Source organism: Lysobacter sp. CA199 (genome assembly GCF_052078715.1).
Lineage (GTDB): Bacteria > Pseudomonadota > Gammaproteobacteria > Xanthomonadales > Xanthomonadaceae > Lysobacter.
Map to the genome: position 1 here is coordinate 283,188 of NZ_JBQJIL010000005.1, position 18,425 is coordinate 301,612.

General features: G+C 62.6%; 13 protein-coding genes. 4 read left to right on the top strand and 9 right to left on the bottom strand.

Annotation, left to right across the window (positions count from 1 at the left end):
- The first annotated feature begins 1 nt into the window (after position 1).
- Both ACTOWJ_RS10810 and ACTOWJ_RS10815 read left to right on the top strand, forming a co-directional pair.
- Complete coding sequence (locus tag ACTOWJ_RS10810; protein ID WP_441334610.1) at positions 2-1,222, top strand: RtcB family protein; 1,221 nt, start codon at positions 2-4, stop codon at positions 1,220-1,222.
- Between the two features lie 421 nt (positions 1,223-1,643).
- The gene (locus tag ACTOWJ_RS10815) at positions 1,644-1,913 is read left to right on the top strand and encodes a hypothetical protein (RefSeq protein ID WP_441334611.1); all 270 of its coding nucleotides are present in this window, start codon (positions 1,644-1,646) and stop codon (positions 1,911-1,913) included.
- A gap of 153 nt (positions 1,914-2,066) precedes the next feature.
- Here the strand turns inward: ACTOWJ_RS10815 and ACTOWJ_RS10820 are convergent, their stop codons facing one another.
- Together ACTOWJ_RS10820 and ACTOWJ_RS10825 are read right to left on the bottom strand one after the other, a co-directional pair.
- The gene (locus tag ACTOWJ_RS10820; protein WP_441334612.1) at positions 2,067-2,975 is read right to left on the bottom strand and encodes a DMT family transporter; all 909 of its coding nucleotides are present in this window, start codon (positions 2,973-2,975) and stop codon (positions 2,067-2,069) included.
- Positions 2,976-3,058: 83 nt separating this feature from the next.
- Positions 3,059-3,217: a DUF6053 domain-containing protein gene (locus ACTOWJ_RS10825; RefSeq protein WP_441334613.1), complete on the bottom strand. Its 159-nt coding sequence runs from the start codon at positions 3,215-3,217 to the stop codon at positions 3,059-3,061.
- Between the two features lie 23 nt (positions 3,218-3,240).
- Here ACTOWJ_RS10825 and ACTOWJ_RS10830 point away from each other — a divergent pair, with 23 nt between their 5' ends.
- Entirely contained in the window at positions 3,241-4,662 is a 1,422-nt protein-coding gene (locus tag ACTOWJ_RS10830) for an aminotransferase-like domain-containing protein (RefSeq protein ID WP_441334614.1), read from the top strand.
- A gap of 144 nt (positions 4,663-4,806) precedes the next feature.
- Here ACTOWJ_RS10830 and ACTOWJ_RS10835 read toward each other — a convergent pair whose 3' ends face one another.
- From ACTOWJ_RS10835 to ACTOWJ_RS10855, 5 genes are all read right to left on the bottom strand, one after another.
- Positions 4,807-5,421: a TetR/AcrR family transcriptional regulator gene (locus ACTOWJ_RS10835; RefSeq protein ID WP_441334615.1), complete on the bottom strand. Its 615-nt coding sequence runs from the start codon at positions 5,419-5,421 to the stop codon at positions 4,807-4,809.
- Positions 5,418-6,875 (bottom strand): efflux transporter outer membrane subunit, encoded by a 1,458-nt coding sequence (locus tag ACTOWJ_RS10840; RefSeq protein WP_441334616.1) that lies wholly within the window; start codon positions 6,873-6,875, stop codon positions 5,418-5,420. The genes ACTOWJ_RS10835 and ACTOWJ_RS10840 overlap by 4 nt, the downstream gene beginning before the upstream one ends.
- Positions 6,868-10,062 carry an efflux RND transporter permease subunit gene (locus tag ACTOWJ_RS10845; RefSeq protein WP_441334617.1) on the bottom strand — a complete coding sequence of 1,065 codons (3,195 nt, stop codon included), beginning with the start codon at positions 10,060-10,062 and terminating at the stop codon, positions 6,868-6,870. Before ACTOWJ_RS10845 ends, ACTOWJ_RS10840 begins: the two co-directional genes overlap by 8 nt.
- A gap of 12 nt (positions 10,063-10,074) precedes the next feature.
- Positions 10,075-11,271 carry an efflux RND transporter periplasmic adaptor subunit gene (locus ACTOWJ_RS10850; protein ID WP_441334618.1) on the bottom strand — a complete coding sequence of 399 codons (1,197 nt, stop codon included), beginning with the start codon at positions 11,269-11,271 and terminating at the stop codon, positions 10,075-10,077.
- Positions 11,272-11,545: 274 nt separating this feature from the next.
- Positions 11,546-11,917 (bottom strand): tetratricopeptide repeat protein, encoded by a 372-nt coding sequence (locus ACTOWJ_RS10855; protein WP_441334619.1) that lies wholly within the window; start codon positions 11,915-11,917, stop codon positions 11,546-11,548.
- Positions 11,918-12,332: 415 nt separating this feature from the next.
- On the opposite strand from ACTOWJ_RS10855, the gene ACTOWJ_RS10860 reads away from it, so the two are divergent.
- Positions 12,333-12,575, top strand: a complete 243-nt coding sequence (locus ACTOWJ_RS10860) for an XAC0095 family protein (RefSeq protein ID WP_441334620.1) — start codon at positions 12,333-12,335, stop codon at positions 12,573-12,575.
- A 233-nt stretch (positions 12,576-12,808) separates the two neighbouring features.
- Here ACTOWJ_RS10860 and ACTOWJ_RS10865 read toward each other — a convergent pair whose 3' ends face one another.
- Both ACTOWJ_RS10865 and ACTOWJ_RS10870 read right to left on the bottom strand, forming a co-directional pair.
- Entirely contained in the window at positions 12,809-13,264 is a 456-nt protein-coding gene (locus tag ACTOWJ_RS10865) for a hypothetical protein (RefSeq protein ID WP_441334621.1), read from the bottom strand.
- A gap of 91 nt (positions 13,265-13,355) precedes the next feature.
- A complete protein-coding gene (locus ACTOWJ_RS10870) occupies positions 13,356-18,242 on the bottom strand; it encodes an RHS repeat-associated core domain-containing protein (protein ID WP_441334622.1) in 4,887 nt (1,628 codons plus the stop codon).
- Between the last annotated feature and the right edge of the window lie 183 nt (positions 18,243-18,425).

Consider the following 18,425-nt stretch of genomic DNA (forward strand, 5'->3'; position numbering starts at 1 on the left):
TATGAGTACCTCAAGCTACGAACTGCTCCACGCCGAAGAAGGCGCGGTGCCGGTCAAAGGCTGGATCCGCGGCGTGCCGGTCGACGAAGGCGCGCGGCGGCAATTGCGCAACATCGCCGCCCTGCCCCACGTCGGGCCCTGGGTCGCGGTGATGCCCGACGTGCATCTGGGCAAGGGCGCCACCGTCGGTTCGGTGGTGCCCACCCGCGGCGCGATCATCCCGGCCGCGGTCGGCGTCGACCTGGGCTGCGGCATGGCCGCGGTGCGCACTACGCTGCGGGCGAAGGATCTGCCCGACAGTCTGGCCAAGCTGCGTTCGGCGATCGAGCACTGCGTGCCGGTCGGCAACGGCCGCGGCGGCGAACACCGGCGCCTGCCCGACAGCCATGCCACGCGGCTGGCCAAGTCGGGTCTGGCGGCGCGGCTGGACGCCATCCACGCCAAGCATCGCAAGCTGCGCACCGACAAGCTCGACAAGCAGATCGGCACGCTCGGCGGCGGCAACCACTTCATCGAAGTCTGTCTCGATGAGGCCGGCGCGGTGTGGGTGATGCTGCATTCGGGCTCGCGCGGTACCGGCAACATCATCGGCAGCTACTTCATCGAACTGGCGCGGCTGAAACTGGAACGGCGCGTGCTCGGCTTCCACTTGCCGGACAAGGATCTGGCCTTCCTGCTGGAGGGCGAGCCCTTGTTCGACGACTACATCGAAGCGGTCGGCTGGGCACAGGACTACGCCCGTCATAACCGCGAGGCGATGATGGAGCGGGTGCTGCACGCGATGCGGATCCAACTGCCGAAATTCCAGTTGGAGAAGACCGCGGTCAACTGCCACCACAACTACGTGCAGCGCGAGGAACATTTCGGCGAATCGTTGTGGGTCACCCGCAAGGGCGCGGTCAGCGCCCGCGAAGGCGAGCTCGGCATCATTCCCGGCAGCATGGGCGCGCGCAGCTACATCGTGCGTGGCAAAGGCAACGCGGACAGCTTCCACAGCTGCAGCCACGGCGCCGGCCGGGTCATGAGCCGCACCCAGGCGCGGCAGAACATCACGCTGAAAGACCATCGTGCGGCCACGGCCCACGTGGAATGCCGCAAGGACGCGGCGGTCATCGACGAATCGCCGGCGGCGTACAAGCCGATCGAAGCGGTGATGGCGGCACAGGCCGATCTGGTCGAGGTGGTCCACACCTTGCGCCAGGTGGTCTGCATCAAGGGTTGAGCGCAAGGATGCGCTCGCGGCGCCGCCCTACGTGAGCGGCGTTTTTTTAGGCGCGGATCATCGGAGCGGCCTGCGATAAATCGTGGTGTTCCGCACCCGGCCTATGCATGAGTTGGCGGTCGCAAGAAAACTCCGAGGACGGCATCGTCGTCGCCTTCGCCGCCGACAGGCTCGCCTGCTTCGAATACTTTATCGATGGCCGATCCCGACCGTCCTCGTTCAGGGCGCGCCGCACTTTGGGTTCAGTTTGCCCGCGCGGTTTCCCCGCCTTTCGGCGGAGGACGAGCGAGTACGCGAAAACCCGAATGCATGTTTGCGACACAGCTCGCGTTTCAGGTGTGAGCTAGCCGGCTTCGGTAACCCCAACAGAACATAAAACCGATATCGTCCTAATGCAAAAGGAATGCCAACGGACCCGTCTATGCCTCCTCGCAACATTGACTGGCTTTCCTCCTCGCCCAGCCACGATCCGGGATCGGCGGCATCGGCGACCTCGGTGTCGCACCGCACCCGCGAGCTGGCGATCACCTACGGGATCGGCGCGCGGCTGCATCATGGCGAGCGCCATTGGGAAGACATCCGCGAAGAACTCGCGCGCGGCTGGGAACGGCTGCGCGGCGCCGAACAGGTGCCGTGGTCGGTCATCGAGGACGATGTCGAAGGCGCTTGGCGACTGGTGCTGACCGACTGAAACCCGGCCCTGCGTCGGCGTAGCCGAACCGCCCCGATGAAATACCCCGCCGGCGCCTCCCTGTGCCGGCCGAGCAGACGCAACCGCCTGCTGATCCGCCGAGAGACGGACCGGGTCGAGAAACCCGTCGCGATGCGGACCGATCGATCGCGCTCAGGCGCGCGCCGGCAACGCCCGCCGCCACTGCCATTTCAGATTCACCCCTAAGGTGCCCAGCACGATCAACGCCACGCCGAGGCTTTGCACCGGCGCCAAGGTGCGGCCGTACACCAGGTAGTCGAGCAGCAGCGCGATCACCGGATAGATGAAGGCCAGCACCGCGATCGTCGCCACCTGCAGGCGCGGATACGACGAATAGAACAGCACATAGCACACGCCGCTGTGGATCAGGCCCAGGCCGGCGAGCCAGAACCAGTGCGAGCCGGGCACCCACACCGCCGCGTAGTCGGCGAACGGCGCCAGCATGACCACGCCGACCAGACACTGGATCAGCACCACCGCGAACGGGCGCTCGCGGCTGATCCGCCGCGACAGCAACAGCGAGGCGCCGCACAGAATCGCCGCGACGAAGGTCAGACCCACGCCGATCAGATAACCGCTGCCGGCGCTGGTCCACAGCTTGAACGGATCGGCCGAACACAGCACGCCGACGAAGGCGATCGCGGTCCAGCCGATATCGGCCGCGCGGGTGCGCTCGCCGTAGAACATCGCCGCCATCCCCAGGATCACGAACGGGAAGAAGTGATAGACCATCGTCGCCACGCCGATCGACGAGCGCGCCATGCCGGCGAACAGCGCCACCCAGTTCAGCACCAGCAGCACGCCGCTGAAGATCGCCGAGCGGATTAGCGCGCGCTCGCCGAGCAGGCCGCGGAACAGTCCGCGCGCCGAGCCCCAGGCCAGCAGGAACACGCAGCCGAAGATGCAGCGGAACAGCACCGCGGTGATCGCGTTCTGGCCGCTCTCGTGCACGAACACGCCGACCGAGCCGATCAACAGTTCGGCGATCAACAGTTGGATCAGGGCGGTGCGCGATTCTGCGGGGGTGGCGACGGGGCTCATGGGGCGGCGCGGTGCTCGCGCGGGGGGAGGCGGAGTTCGGGAGACCCAGATTAGGACCAGGCTGCGGACCGATACAGATTCAGTTAGGATGAATCTTGACCGATACAGTTATCACGGCTGAAACGGCCTTTTGTGGGAGGGGCTTCAGCCCCGACGCTTTTCGCGCAGGTCGCTTCGGCCAACTCGCAATCAGACCGAAAAACGTCGGGGCTGAAGCCCCTCCCACAACAGTCCCGCCACACCGCGCCACCTGGATCGCCTTGCCATGCCCCAAGACCTGCTGTACGAACGCCTCGCCGACCGCATGCGCCGACAGATCCAGCGCGGCGTGCTGCGTGTCGGCGAACGCCTGCCCTCGCTGCGCCGGCTCGGCCGCGATCAGCGCATCAGCCTGGCGACCGCGGTGGAGGCGTATCAGCAGCTCGAACGCGAAGGCCTGATCGAAGCGCGGCCGCGTTCGGGCTATTACGTGCGCGCCGCGGCCGGCGCGGCGCCGCGCAGCAGCCGCGCCCGACATCTGTCGCGCGCGCCGATGCCGGTGCGCAATCCCGCCCTGCTCGGCGTACTAGACGTGCAATCGCGTCGCGACCTGATCCCGATGCACGCCGCCACGCCCGACGCCTCGATGCTGCCGAGCGCGGCGCTGGCCGCGGCAGTGGCGCGGGCGATGCGGCGCGATCCGCACACCGCGCTCAGCTACACCGTGCCGCAAGGCCTGCCGCAGCTGCGCGAACGCATCGCCCAGCGCTATGCGCAATGCGGCGTGGAGATCGACCCCGACGAAGTCATCGTCACCGCCGGCGCGATGGAAGCCATCAGCCTGACCTTGCGCACGATCACCCGACCCGGCGACATCGTGATCCTGGAATCGCCGACCTATCACGGCCTGCTGCAGGCGGTGTCCGCGCACGGCCTGCGGGTGCTGGAAATTCCCAATCATCCCGGTCGCGGTATCGACCCGGCGCAACTGCGCGAACTCTTGGAACGCCATTCGGTTCGCGCTGCGTTGTTGGTGCCCAACTTCAACAACCCGCTCGGCAGTTTGACCAGCGAGGCGAGCAAGCGCGAGATCGTCGCCGCCTGCGCCGTGCACGGCACGGTGGTGATCGAGGACGATCTGTACGGCGAGCTCGCGTACTCCGGCGAACGGCCCTCGCCGCTGCGCCGTTTCGACGACGGCGAGCACGTGGTGACCTGCGGCTCGTACTCGAAGATGCTCGCGCCGGGGCTGCGGGTGGGCTGGATGATCGGAGGACGGCGCCGTTCGGAACTGCTGCGGACCAAGAGTTTCTCCACGGTCGCCACCGCGACCTTGCCGCAGATGGCGCTGATCGAGTTCTTCGCCCGCCACGACATGGAACGCGGTCTGCGTCGATTGCGCCGCACCCTGGCCGGCAATGCGCAGGTGTACCGGCAAGCGGTGCTGGACCATTGGCCCGACGGCACCTGCGTGGCCGAACCGGCCGGTGGCATGACGTTGTGGGTGGAACTACCGCCGGCGGTCGACGGACAGGCCTTGTTCGAAGCCGCGCTGGCCCGCGGCATCGGCATCCTGCCGGGGCATTTGTTCTCGAATCGCGGCGATTACACCCACCACGTGCGGTTGAGTTGCGGGCAGCCTTGGGATCGCAAGATCGAAAGCGCACTGCAAACCGTGGGCGAGCTGGCCAAACATCTGCAAGGCTAAGCGCGATGTCGCGAGGTCTTTTGTGGGAGGGAGCTTCAGCCCCTGCCACAAAAGACCTCAAGGATTCGACAAAAATAAAGGCCGCACAGGGCGGCCTTTACCGGGAGTTTTTGCATTTCGACGCATCAACTCCAGGCCATACCTTCAAGCCGTCAGCAGACTCGGCAAGAACTGATCCAACGCCGACTTCACCTGATCCACGCTCAAATCCGGCTGCGAGATCGCGCGCATCGCCAAGCCCTCGATCAGGCACTGCAGGATCAGCACGCGCGTGGCGACCTGATCCTGGGCGATACCCAGCCCGCCATCGGCGCTGCTGCGCGCGAACCACGCCGCCAGATCGGAGCGGAACACCCGATCGGAGGCGTGCGTGGCCGCGGCGATCTCCTCATCGCGCGTAGCCTCGGCGGTGAGTTCCAGAAACAGCGCCGCACTGGTGATGTTGGGATCGTTGGCCTGCCACTGCTGGAACACTTCGGCGATGCCCGCGACCAGATCGCTGGTCGCGTGCAGCTTGGCCACATCGGCCCGGGCCTCTTCGAGCTGGCGCTCGATGATGGCCAGGATGATGTCGTTCTTACCCTTGAAGTAGCGGTAGATCAGGCCCGCGCTCATGCCAGCCGTATCGGCGATGTTGGCCATGCTCGCGGCATGGAAGCCATGCACGACGAAGCATTTCTGCGCCGCCACGAGGATCCGCTCGCGCTGCGCTTGCGCGCGCGCGGCGGCCTTGGCGGTGGGCTTGCCCGGAGTGCTCATTGGCTGCGCTCGTTCCAGCCACCTCCAAGGACTTTATAGAGCGCGACCCGGTTGCTCTGCTCGGCCAGACGCGTGGTCACCAGGCCTTGCTGCGCACCGTACAGCGTGCGCTGCGCATCGAGCTGGTTGAGGTAGCTGTCGCGGCCGGCTCTGTAACGCGCGGTCGAGAGTTGATCGGCGCGGCCGGCGGCTTCGACCAGCGCTTCCTGCGCCTGGCGTTGTTCGGCCAGGGTCTTGGTCAGCGCCAGCGCGTCGGCGACGTCGCGGAAACCGGACTGGATCGCCTTCTCGTACTGGGCCAGCGCGATCTGTTGATCGGCCTTGGCCGAGGCCAGATTGGCGCGCAGCTTGCCGCCCTGGAAGATCGGCAGGTTGACGACCGGATTCACCGTCCAGGCGCGCGTGTTCGAATCGAACAAACCCGACAGCTCGGTGCTGGCGCTGCCGAGGAAACCGGTCAGATTGATCGACGGAAAGAACGCGGCGCGCGCGGCGCCGATGTTGGCGTTCTGCGCGCGCAGGGTGTGCTCGGCCTGCAGCACGTCCGGACGGCGCAGCAACACTTCCGAAGGCATGCCCGACGGCAGCGCGGCCAGGCCGGTGACGCCGTCGGTCAGCTTCTGCGGCAGCAGCGAGGGATCGACGGTTTCGCCGACCAGCAGGTTCAACGCATTGATGTCCTGCGCCACCTGCCCGGCATAACGCGCCGCGTCGGCGCGCGACTGCTCGACCTGGGTGCGCGCCTGGCTCAGTTCGAGCCCGGACACCGCGCCCAGTTCGCGCCGCTTCTCGGTCAGATCGTAAGCGGCCTGCTGGTTCTTCAAGGTCGCTTCCGACACCGACAGCAATTCGCGATCGGCAGCCAAGGTCAGGTAGGCGTTGGCGACTTCGGCGATCAGGCTCAGCTGCGCACTGCGGCGGCCTTCCTCTTCGGCGAAGTAACGCTGCAGCGCCGACTGGCTGAGGTTGCGTACGCGGCCGAACAGGTCGAGCTCGAAGCTGGTGATGGCGGCGCCGGCGCGGTACTGATCGGTCACCGGCACGTTGTCGCCGCCGCTGCGATCGAGCTGCGCGGTGGCGCCGAGTGCCGGCACCCGGTCGGCGCGCTGGATGCGGTACTGCGCGCGCGCCTTCTCGACGTTGAGCACGGCCACGCGCAGATCGCGATTGTTCTCCAGCGCGCGGCCGATCAGATCTTCCAGATTCTGGTCGGCGAAGAAATCGCGCCAACCGATGTCGGTCACCGCGGCGGACGAAGCCGTCGCAGTGGTGCCCGAAGCCGCCGGATCCGAGGTCAGCGGTTGCGCGCCGACGAAGGACTGGGTGGTCGGCGGCAGCGGCCATTCGCCTGGAATGGCCGCGTTCTGCTCGGGCAACCTCGGCGCCAGGCTGAGGCAACCGGTGGTCGCCACCGCGATCGCCAGGGCCAGCGCGTGAATCGAAAACTTACTCATGGCTCTGCGCTCCTTGGGCGCTGTGCTCAGCGGGCGCGTGTTTCTTTCGGACGAACAGCTTCTCGACCACCACGAAGAACAGCGGGACGAAGAAGATGCCCAGGAACGTACCCACCACCATGCCGCCGAGCACGCCGGTACCGATCGCGCGCTGCGCGCCGGAACCCGCGCCGCTCGCCAGAGCCAGCGGCAGCACGCCCAGACCGAAGGCCAGCGAGGTCATGATGATCGGACGCAGGCGGTCGCGTACCGCGGCCAGCGTGCCGTCGATCAGGTTCATGCCCTTCTCCAGGTTCTCCTTGGCGAACTCGACGATCAGAATCGCGTTCTTGCTCGATAGACCCACGGTCGTGAGCATCGCCACCTGGAAGTAGACGTCGCGCTCCATGCCGCGCAGCCACGTCGCCAATACCGTGCCGAGGATGCCCATCGGCGCGATCAGCAGCACCGAGGTCGGGATCGCCCAGCTTTCGTACATCGCTGCCAGGCACAGGAACACGATCAGCAACGACAGCGTGTACAGCAGCGGCGTCTGCGCGCCGGCCTGGCGTTCCTGATACGACAGGCCGGTCCATTCCAGACCGATGCCCGGCGGCAGTTTCGCCACCAGCTTCTCGACCTCGGCCATCGCCTCGCCCGAGCTCACGCCGGGCTTGGCTTCGCCGTTGATTTCCAGCGCCGAGACGCCGTTGTAACGCTCCAGACGCGGCGAACCGAATTCCCAACGGGTGGAGGCGAACGCCGAGAACGGCACCATCTCGCCCTTGTCGTTGCGCACGTACCAACGGTTGAAGTCGGTCGGCGCCATGCGGAACGGCGCATCGGCCTGGACGTAGACGCGCTTGACCCGGCCGCGGTCGACGAAGTCGTCGATGTACTGACCGCCCCACGCCGCCTGCAGAGTCGAGTTGATGTCAGCAATGTTCAAGCCCAGCGCGGACGCCTTCTGGTTGTCGACGTCGACGCGGAACTGCGGCGTGTCTTCCATGCCGTTGGGACGCACGTTCTGCAACAGCTCGCTTTGCGCGGCCATGCCGAGGAACTGGTTGCGCGCGGCGACCAATGCATCGTGACCGAGCGAACCGTTGTCCTTCATGTAGAACACGAAGCCGTTGGAGTTGCCCAGTTCGAACACCGCCGGCGGCGCCAGCGCGAACACGAACGCGTCCTTGATCTGCATGAAGCTGCCCATGGCGCGGCCGACCACGCCATTGACGCTGTTGTCCGGCATCGGCGTCTTGCCGAAGCTGGTCAGCCAACGCCAGCGATCGCCCCAGGTCGTGGCACGTTCTTCCCACGGCTTGAGCTGCGAGAACGCCATACCCGCGTTCTGGCCGTTACCGGCGAAGCTGAAGCCCTGCACCGTGAACAGCGAATCCACCGCCGGGTCGTTGAGGAACTGGTCCTCGACCTTCGTGAGCACTTCGCCGGTGCGTTCCTGCGTCGCGCCGACCGGAGCCTGCACGATGGTGAACAAGAAGCCCTGATCTTCCTGCGGCAGGAACGAGGACGGCAAGCGCAGGAACAGCACCACCATCAACGCCGCCATCGCCGCGAACACGATCATGAAGCGGCCGGTACGGGTGACGATCCCGCGCACCACGCCCTGGTACTTGCTGTTGCCGCGATCGAACTTGTCGTTGAACCAGCCGAAGAAACCCTTGTCGGACGCGTGATGGCCCTTCTCGATCGGCTTGAGCATGGTCGCGCACAGCGCCGGCGTCAGCACGATCGCCACCAGCACCGACAGACCCATCGCCGAAACGATGGTCACCGAGAACTGGCGATAGATCACGCCGGTCGCGCCGCCCAGGAAGGCCATCGGCACGAACACCGCCGACAGCACCAGGCCGATGCCGACCAGCGCGCCGGTGATCTGATCCATCGACTTGCGCGTGGCTTCCACGGGCGAGAGACCTTCCTCGCTCATCACGCGCTCGACGTTTTCGACCACGACGATGGCGTCGTCGACCAGCAGGCCGATCGCGAGCACCACCGCGAACATGGTCAACATGTTGACCGAATAGCCGAACAACGCCAGCAGGCCGAACGTACCCAGCAACACCACCGGCACCGCGATCGTCGGGATCAGGGTCGCGCGGAAGTTCTGCAGGAACAGGTACATCACCAGGAACACCAGCACGATCGCTTCGAGCAGGGTCTTGATCACTTCCTCGATCGCCACGCGCACGAACGGCGTGGTGTCGAACGGCACCACCGCCTTCAGGCCCTTCGGGAACGCGGGCTTGAGCTGCTCGAGTTCAGCCTGCACCGCCTGCGCGGTGGCCAGCGCGTTGGCGCCGGTCGCCAGCGAGATCGCCATGCCGCTGGCGGGCTTGCCGTTGAAGCGGGCGATGGTGGTGTAGTCCTCCTGACCCAGCTCGACGCGGGCCACGTCCGACAGTTTCAGCACCGCACCGCTGCTGTTGGCGCGCACCACGATGTTCTTGAACTGATCCGCGGTCTGCAGACGGTCCTGCGCGGTGACGGTCGCGTTGAGCTGCTGCCCCTTCACCGACGGCGTGCCGCCGAGCTGACCGACCGCGACCTGGGCGTTCTGCGCGCGCAGCGCGTTGATCACGTCGGTCGGGGTGAGCTTGTAGGTGTTGAGCTTGTCCGGGTCCAGCCAGATCCGCATCGCATACTTGGTGCCGAACAACTGGGTGCTGCCGACGCCGTTGACGCGCGCGAGCGGGTCGACCAGGTTGGCGGCCACATAGTCGGCGATATCCGCGCCGCTCATGCTGCCGTCTTCGGAGACGAAGCCGATGACCTGCAGGAACGCCGAGTTGGCCTTCGACACGCTCACGCCCTGCTGCTGCACGATCTGCGGCAACAACGGCGTGGCCAGCTGCAGCTTGTTCTGCACCTGCACCTGGGCGATGTCGGGGTCGGTACCGCTTTCGAACGTCAGGGTGACGCCGGCCTGACCGTCGGACGAACTGGTCGCCGACATGTACAACAGGCCGTCGATGCCCTTCATGTTCTGCTCGATGATCTGGGTCACCGAGTTTTCCACGGCCTTGGCCGAGGCGCCGGGGTAGGACGCGTTCACCGATACGGTCGGCGGCGCGATGGTGGGGTACTGCGAGATCGGCAGCTGAGTGATCGCGATCGCGCCGCCCAACATGATGATGATCGCCAGCACCCAGGCAAAGATGGGGCGATCGATAAAGAACCGTGCCATGAATTTCTCCGATTACTGCTTCGGCGCGCCGGCAGGCGCGGCGGCCGGCTTGGCCGGCGCTGCGCCCTTCTCGGTCGCGTCCACCGGCATGCCCGGGCCGATCTTCTGCAAGCCTTCGACGATGACCTTGTCGCCGGCCTTCAGGCCGCTTTCGACCAGCCACTTGTCGCCGATGGCCTGACTGACCTGCAGTTCGCGCGGCTCGACCGTGCCCTTGGCGCCGACCACCATCGCAGTGGCGTTGCCCTTGGGATCGCGCGAGATGCCCTGCTGCGGAACCAGCAGCGCGTTCTCACGCACACCGGTGCCGACCAGCGCGCGCACGTACATGCCGGGCATCAGGATGTTGTCGGGGTTGGGCACCACCACGCGCAGCAGGTAGCTGCCGGTGCCTTCGTCGACTGTGACCTCAGAGAACGCGAGCTTGCCTTCCAGCGGGTACTTGCTGCCGTCTTCCAGCAGGATCGTCACCGGCGTGACCGCTTCGGTCAGCGTGCCCGCGGCGATCTGCTTGCGCAGCGCGAGCAGTTCGGCGCTGGACTGACTGATGTCGACGTGCACCGGATCGAGCTGTTGCACCACGGCCAGCGCATCGGCCTGATTGGCGGTGACCAGCGCACCGGCGGTGACCGCCGACTTGCCGATGCGGCCGCTGATCGGCGAAACGATGCGCGCGCGGCCGAGGATCACCCCGGCGCTCTGCACCGCCGCGCGGCCCGACGACACATCGGCCTGGCTCTGCTTGAGCGTGGCGACCGCAGTCTCGTCGTCCTGCTTGCTGACCGCGTCGATCTTGACCAGATCCGACGAGCGCTTGGCGTTGAGCCGCGCCGAGTTCAGCGCCGCTTCGCCGCGCGCGAGCGTGGCCTTGGCGGTTTCCAGATCGGCGGCATAGGTCTTGTCGTCGAGCTGATACAGCGGCTGCCCGGCCTTGACCAGACCGCCTTCGGTAAACAACCGCTTTTCGACGATGCCGTTGACCTGCGGCCGCACCTCGGCAATCAGCGAAGCGCTGGTGCGCCCCGGCAACTCGCGGGTCAGCGTGACGGTCTGCGGCTTGAGGGTCACCACCGTGACCTGGCCCTTCTGGCCGCCAGGACCACCGGGACCGCCTTGTTCGTCTCCGCCTTTACCGCAGGCCGCCAGGGCCAGACAGAGCACGGAAATAGTGAGAATTGCCTTATAGGACAGTGACTTGCGCGACGGCATGGGGGAGCCTCAGGTCGTTGTTGCGGCCGGGGTGGACCGCGGGCGTATCGTAGAATGAACGATCATTCTCTTTTTTTGGGTGGGCGGAGTCAAGCGGCCTCAGGAGTGGTTAGGCGGTCTTTTGGTGGGTTTTCCGTGGGGTCATGTAGCTGGCGTTAAGCCTTGGCGGCCGGTGGCGGCGCGCGGGCTTGGCAATGTTTCAGCCCTACTATCGCCGCTTGCCTTAATTGCCATACAGCAAGTGCTGGCCAGGGCTGCGCCGCCGCAACGGTAGTTACTGGCCGAGCGACCGAATTCTTTCGAGCGTCGCACGATGCTCTTGCAGCACCACCTGATGATTCGGACCCGAACCGTCCGCGATCGCATTGAAGCGCACGATTTCCTTCTCCGCGTGCGGATAGCGCCCTGCATTGACCAAGCACGACACCAGCGCCGATGACGCCAAGCCATCGGAAGGCCGCAGTTCCACCAATGCCGCTGCCGCCTTCTCGGCTAGAGGCCAATCGTCAGTGCGGAAAGCTAAGCCGGAGAGCAGCAGCCAAGCGCGAACTTCCTGGGGATCGAATTCAACCAACTCCAGAAGACGGGCGCGAGCGGTGTCGATGGCGCCGGCTTCGAGCAGGCTCTTAATTTCTGGGATGTCCATGTATGAGCACCACTCAATAAGGATCGACGGAAACGGATCGTGCCGTGATGCCTGAGTTGCGACCAGCAGATCGCCTGACCGAAGGCCTTACGCAATCTACATGCCTTAAATACAGCACTCGACGTTTAGTTCGTATTTCCGTTCTTGAGCCTGTTGACACGTCAATATCGTAGCGTCAATCTTGACCACGGAGCGTAAGAACTCCTCGCATAGCGGTACCACCTCCGAAAACCCGGTGGTTTTTTTGCGCCTGCAGTTGGGTGCAAGTTCGGCGCTTCTCAGCGTCGGGAGGGCGGCTAATACAACACCCGCAAGGGGAATACGCCCGCCGTCTATGCGCGGTTCTTAACCTCCCGACATCCCGCCTGCGCCATCGCGCAGCGCGGGCCGACAATCCATGGAGAGGAGTGCCGCTATGCCCCGCAAAACCCGATCTGCCGCGTTCGCAAACAACGTTCTGCTACCTGTCGATGCATATCTTGATCTGCGAGCATTCCATGAAGAATTGATGGGCATCGCCCACACCATCGACCCAGCCGACCCACTCGCCTCGCCCGTGCGCAAGAATGAACAATCACGCCGCCGCGCCTTAGCCAAGGTATTCCGGTTATGGGCTGGGCAGATCGAACGCACGATTACTTCCATACAACAGCCTTGACGTTCCATCGGCCGCCGTCGCACAGACGGCGGCCTGGAAGTCGAAAGGCTTCAGTTTCAGTTTCCGGCCCAATGAAAATGAACCTAAAACCTATCCTCCAATCCGTTCCGGCGCTCAGCCGGATTAGCTCTGTCTTTACTCAGCACTATGCTTGAACAGGCTCTCGCTTACACGCAACTAACCTAAATAAGTTCGCTGCCCAACCAATGAGACATCCGAAAGTCACTCTCCACTCAAATAGAGCGAAGAGAGCGAATACGCATGACGTCCTGCCCGAAGCTTGAGAATGCCTGAGCACCTGCCTCACTGGCCTCTTCGAACATAGACCTTGCATCCACTGGGCCAAGGTTTCTAGCAAACATATCCGCGCAAGCAAGTACCGCCTCCTCAGAACCGCCGGATATAAAATTACTGGCGCGAACAACCTCGATTAATAAACATATTTGCGTTGCAGAAAGCAGATAGAATTCAATATGCAGCATCAAAAATAGATTAGCGGCACACTTCAACTGTAACGCGGGCGCAGTCTGTATAAAAAAAATGACAAAAGAAAAATCTCCATCGGGCATAAATTCATAGCCAAGGAGAGAACTCTCGAAATCGCGAAGCAATTTCTTAACCTCTCGTTCTGGCCGCGCTGAATTCAGCGCAGTTAACAGGCATCCCTTAAAATCAACAGCACTATTCATAATCACCTAACAGTCAACAAACTTAAGATAGAGCAGATACCTATTGATTCAGAAGCCATGACAATTAATAAAAAATGTGAGCCAACTATCGTTATGAACCCGCGCCCGTTAAAACGCTAAGCACCATGAGCGCACCAAGACCAATAAACGCACCAATAGCCGCCGCCTTCGCCCCAGGCGTCATTTCTGGCAACGCATTACGTTCAGGCGGATCGGTATCAGGGCCGAGATCAAAGCCAAAACTGGGACTGCTATTGAGAACCTTGCACTCACCATCACCATCGTCGCCGCACTCCTTTTGATATCGATTCTCCCAATACTTGAGATTCGTATCTGTCTGATTAATCAACACTCGGTGCCCTCTTCGAGTATCCCCGAGCATTTCTCTCTGGCCTTTAGGAAGCAATCGCTCCGGTTGATTTTGCACATCGAGTTCGTATTCTATGTATCTTTTATCGAGATCGGCGCGAAGATTATCAATCTTCCTCTTGATAGCGACACAATGGGGATGAGATCTCGGGAATCGAGCCAGCCCTAAAGGATCTATATAAGACAGCGGTGCCCCACCGACATACGAATAAGTTGACACCCCACCTTTCAAACCAATCGGATCGCTCTGCGCGTAACGCCCCGCTACAGCGTCGTAGTCGCGAAAATAGTTGTGATAAAGCCCACTTACAGAGTCGTAGCGCTGCCCCGGAAACCGCAAGTCAAACCTGAACTGAACCCCGTCTTGATCGGGATCCTCATGAGGAGGCGTATTTCCAAAGGCCTCCCCCTTCACATCCCACTTCCAAATTGCAACGTTACGAGCAGGGTCGATTACTGTGCGAGGTGTGCCCAAATAATCAGACTGCACGTACTTCAGAGACTGGCCGCCCCCAGCACTCACTATCAAGCCAACCGGCTCGTCGCCCTTCCATACAGCCTGCTGCACCACAGCGCCGGCGCCATCATAATCCCCAACCCAATGACCACTTTCGTCATAGAGGGTATATCTCGTGACCGGAACAGCGTCATCATTGGTCGCAGCGACACGTTCGCCAATAGCGTTATAGCGATACCCCATTTTCACCACGCCAGCTAACTTGACCTGCTTCATCCGGTTATTGGCGTTATATATAAATTCCTTAGCCACATTACCTATGCTAATTGTGTTGCCTACTACGTCATATCCACGACTGATAGCACCGACGCTGTCGAGTTGATGGCTGCCATCCGAGTAGCTGTAGGTCTCTGTGACTCCGCCGCGCAACAGGCTTATGCGATTTCCGGTTTTGTCGTAACCATAAGTCTCCAACGGCTCGCCGCTTGCGCCGTCCCGGGTCACCACAAGCCGACCCAGTGGATCGTGGTCGTAGCTAGCTTGCAGCGTAGTTTCCAAACCATCCTTGAGCGAAGTCAGCTCACTGACTTCGTTGTAGCCGTAATGCAGCGATAAACCGCCGGGCGACGGGTCATAAATACTCTTAGCCCGATAGTCCTGATCGTAAGTACGGGTTAGAGTGCGGCCATTGCCATAAGCCCACCCAGCCACCGGCCCAAACGGCTCGTAAGTCGCCCCCGTCAACAACACCGCACGCACACCACCCGCCGGCGTCACCCCCACTTCCTTGACCCGCCCCTGGCTATCGCGAACGTAATCGGCGACGGCGCCATCGGGATACGCAATCGCGCGGAGCTGTCCGCTCAAGGTGTACGCATAACGCAGCGTCAGGCTCTTGCCGTCGACCGTCTGCACTTTGCGCGTCACTTGGCCGAAACGGTCGTAGCAATACTTCAGCTCGGTGCCGTCGGTGCGCATCGCGGTGACGCGGCCAATGGCGAAGGTTTCGCCGGCCGTGCAGACGCTGTTGACGGTGTCGTAGTCGTACTCCACGTCCGGCGCGCCCGCGGCCGTGTAGGACACGGTCTTCGGGCGGTTCAACGCGTCGTAGGTGTAGCTGTGCGGCACCGCGTCGTTGGCGTCTTTCTTGGTCGCGACCAAACCCGCTGCGTTGTACGTGTAGTCGGTGATGCCTGTGTCCGGGCTTTCCAGCTGCACCTGATCGCCGAAGCCGTTGTAACGGTAGTGCGTGCTCAGCCGCTTCGGGTCGGTAACCTTGGTGATCTGGTCGAGCGCGTTGTACTCGTAATTGGTTTCGACGTTGAGCCCGCCCACGTCCTGCAAGGTGCGGCTGAGGCGGCCGAGCGGGTCGTGGTCCTGATCGGTGATGCGGCCCAGCGCGTCGGTGGTGCGGTCGGGGTTGCCGTCGGCGTCGTAGCCGAACGTCGTCGGATTGTTCGAGGCGTCCTTGGCGATGTGCAGTTGGCTCAGTTGGTTGTAGACGCGCGACAAGGTGCGCTTGAGCGTGCCAGTGGCGGTCTTGGTTTCTTCTCTTTCGCGGTTGCCGTCGGCATCCAAGGTGTAGTGAATCGTGTTGCCGGCGTTGTCGCCGATATCGGTGAGGCGATTGGCGGCGTCGTAGGTATAGGTGGTGAAAGCCCCATCGGGGAGAGTCACCTTCTTTACCTGTCCGGTCGGCCAGTACTCCATCTTGGTAACGCGATCGTCCGTCTCGACCGCGTCGTTGGCACCACGGATCTTGGTCGCGGTCGTGCGGCCGCGCACGTCGTACTCGTAATCGGTAACGACGCCGTTGGCGTCCAGTGCGCTCAGCACACGGCCGCCGCGGTCGTAGCGCAAGTACTCGGCGACGATCTGGCCTGCTGCGTTGGTGATCGTCCAAGGATCGCCCTTGCGATACAGGCAGGTCGACAGCGAGCTCGCGCACGAGGCCTCGTCGGCCGCGTAATACTTGTAGGTGGTGACGTCGTTGATGTCGGAACGGGGACCGTCGACCGATTTCACCAAGCCAATGACAGGGCACGTGCCGCCCGGTACCACGACATCGCTCTGCTCGCAGTACGTCGTGGCGACGGACCTTGCCTGGCCTGTCTGCGGTTCAATGGAGTTCATCCCGAGGGCTTGGCCGCGATCGTTGTAAGTCAAGCTCTGTTTACGGACCAGCGCGTTGGCGGCGTCGTAAGTCCTGTATTCCGTCGGCCGGCCGAGCGTGGAGTGCCAGTCGGTTTGACGGGTACGCGTGAAAGGAGTAGCCGCGCCGGACGAACTCAAACCTTCTTTTCGTTCGATTTCGTGCGTAGGAGAGTAGGCGTATTGGGTCGTGACGCCGTTGGGCGATGTGATCCTTGTCCTGCGCATGTTCTCGTTGACGAACGAGGTCGTCGAACCAATCGCTCCGTCGGTCGCCGACATTTCCACCGATGTCGGCTTACGGAAGGGATCGCTGGTGAACTTGTAAGTTTTCAGAGCACCATTCGGCAACGTGACCTGCGTATCGCCATTGGCCAAGTACGACAACGTCACCCGACCGTTGCCGCCGGCATACTCGCTCAGAGTTGCTCGTCCGGCTTGATCGTATCGATAGTTCGCCGAACGAGTGCCCGCCTCATTCATCACGCCCGTGAGATGAAAGGGAAACTCCGATGCATTGCAGCCCGCTGATACCGCACCCTGCGCGTCACGACAGAGGTTGCCTGGTTCGGCGTAGAGATAATCCTTGCCCTGGCCTGACGCGCTGCCTCCATTCGCTTTCACAAGGCGGCCCATCTCATCGTAGTCGTACGACGCCAGCACGACGCCATCGCTCTCGATGGAGGTGATCAATGACTCGGGCACCTTGTTGACGCCGGCGGGATCGACATTCACCGGTTTTTCGACGCGACCGAACTTCAGCTGCCTTCCCGTATGGCTGACCACCGCGATAAGACTGTCCGGGGTCACGCAGCGCTTGGCTACGTGATCCGCCATCGAGCAGTACTTCAAGTCGAAGTAGCGTGCCCCCGCTTCCAGCCGCGTGAGGCGGCTGGACTCGTCGAACCACAGCGTTTTGTCACCATCCACCAGCCGCCATCTGGCGGGTAGCGTGGTGCCCTCGGCTTCCCGATAAACCGTAATGCCTACAAGATTGCGAGAACGGTAAACGGTCTCGGATACCTTCTCGAATACTTCGAAGTAGCCGTCGCTTCGGAGCCAATAGAGGTCAAGGTCGAAAGGCGAGCGGGAAAGCAGTCGATCCGAGAACGAGTGCGCCCAGTTATCGCCCATTCCCGATACGAGCGGCATATCGCGAATGGAGTTGTAGGATCTGGCGAAATTCAGACCTTCCCAGCTGAAATCGACTTCCTTGTACTCTTTGTTTCCCGTGGCCGCGATGCAGGGATTACCGTCTCCGCAAGATTTGTATTGATTGCTCCGGTGCTGAATCATTGCCTTAGTTGAATTAAGACAAACTTTCGGCCATGGATATATAAGCGGGGTCGCGCCGTCGTATCCCGTGGCATGGAAAGTGGCAGGGCAGGTAAAATGATCGAAGCGATCGTAGGAATTTCCGGAGGGCACGCCCGAAGGAGAAATCGCCGTCAGCGTACGTTTCTCATCCAACGACAGCCCATTGGCGTCGGCAGTGACCCATTCATTGCCAGACCACCAGCGAGTCGGTGGATCGGTTTGATAACGCCCCGTGAACTTCGCTTGGTAGCCTGGGCCATAGGGCCACGTAGCCAGCAATAGATCGGCGAAGCCCTGCTCGTCCTCGCACACATGCCCCGACGGGTTGAGTGAAGCCGAGTCGCAAGCGACCTGGGGAGAACCGCCCGGCGAAATATTGAACCCTTTGAACGAACTGCCGCGGAAACGGTCGATCGCCGCGTTATCGACTACATAGTCGAAAAATGCATACCCAGGAGACGTTTGCCTTATCTTCTTAGCTCGCCGCAATAACGGCGCGCCGATCGCCGGCGAATGCTCGGTACGGATGAAGTCCTCCGCGTCGCCCAGCTTATCGAAGCATTGGTACCGCGGTTCAAGGCCGGCTGGCCGCTCAGCACAGTACTCGCCCGCGGCGAGCGCGACGCTGGAAGAAAAACAGGCCAAAACAGCCAGCAGTACCGTTGAAACGACGCGCAGCTTCATCATTCTTTCCTTGATTGAGTAGGAAGTTGCATGCGTCGTGGCATGCGTCATCTACCGTATTGATTCTGATCGCGCGGCGTCTCATTCACCGCAACTCTGCCGCCCCACCACGGCCATCGTTGCATCACCGACAAAGCCATGGTCATCGACCAAGCCAAGCATCGTAATGCTTAACCTGGTCAC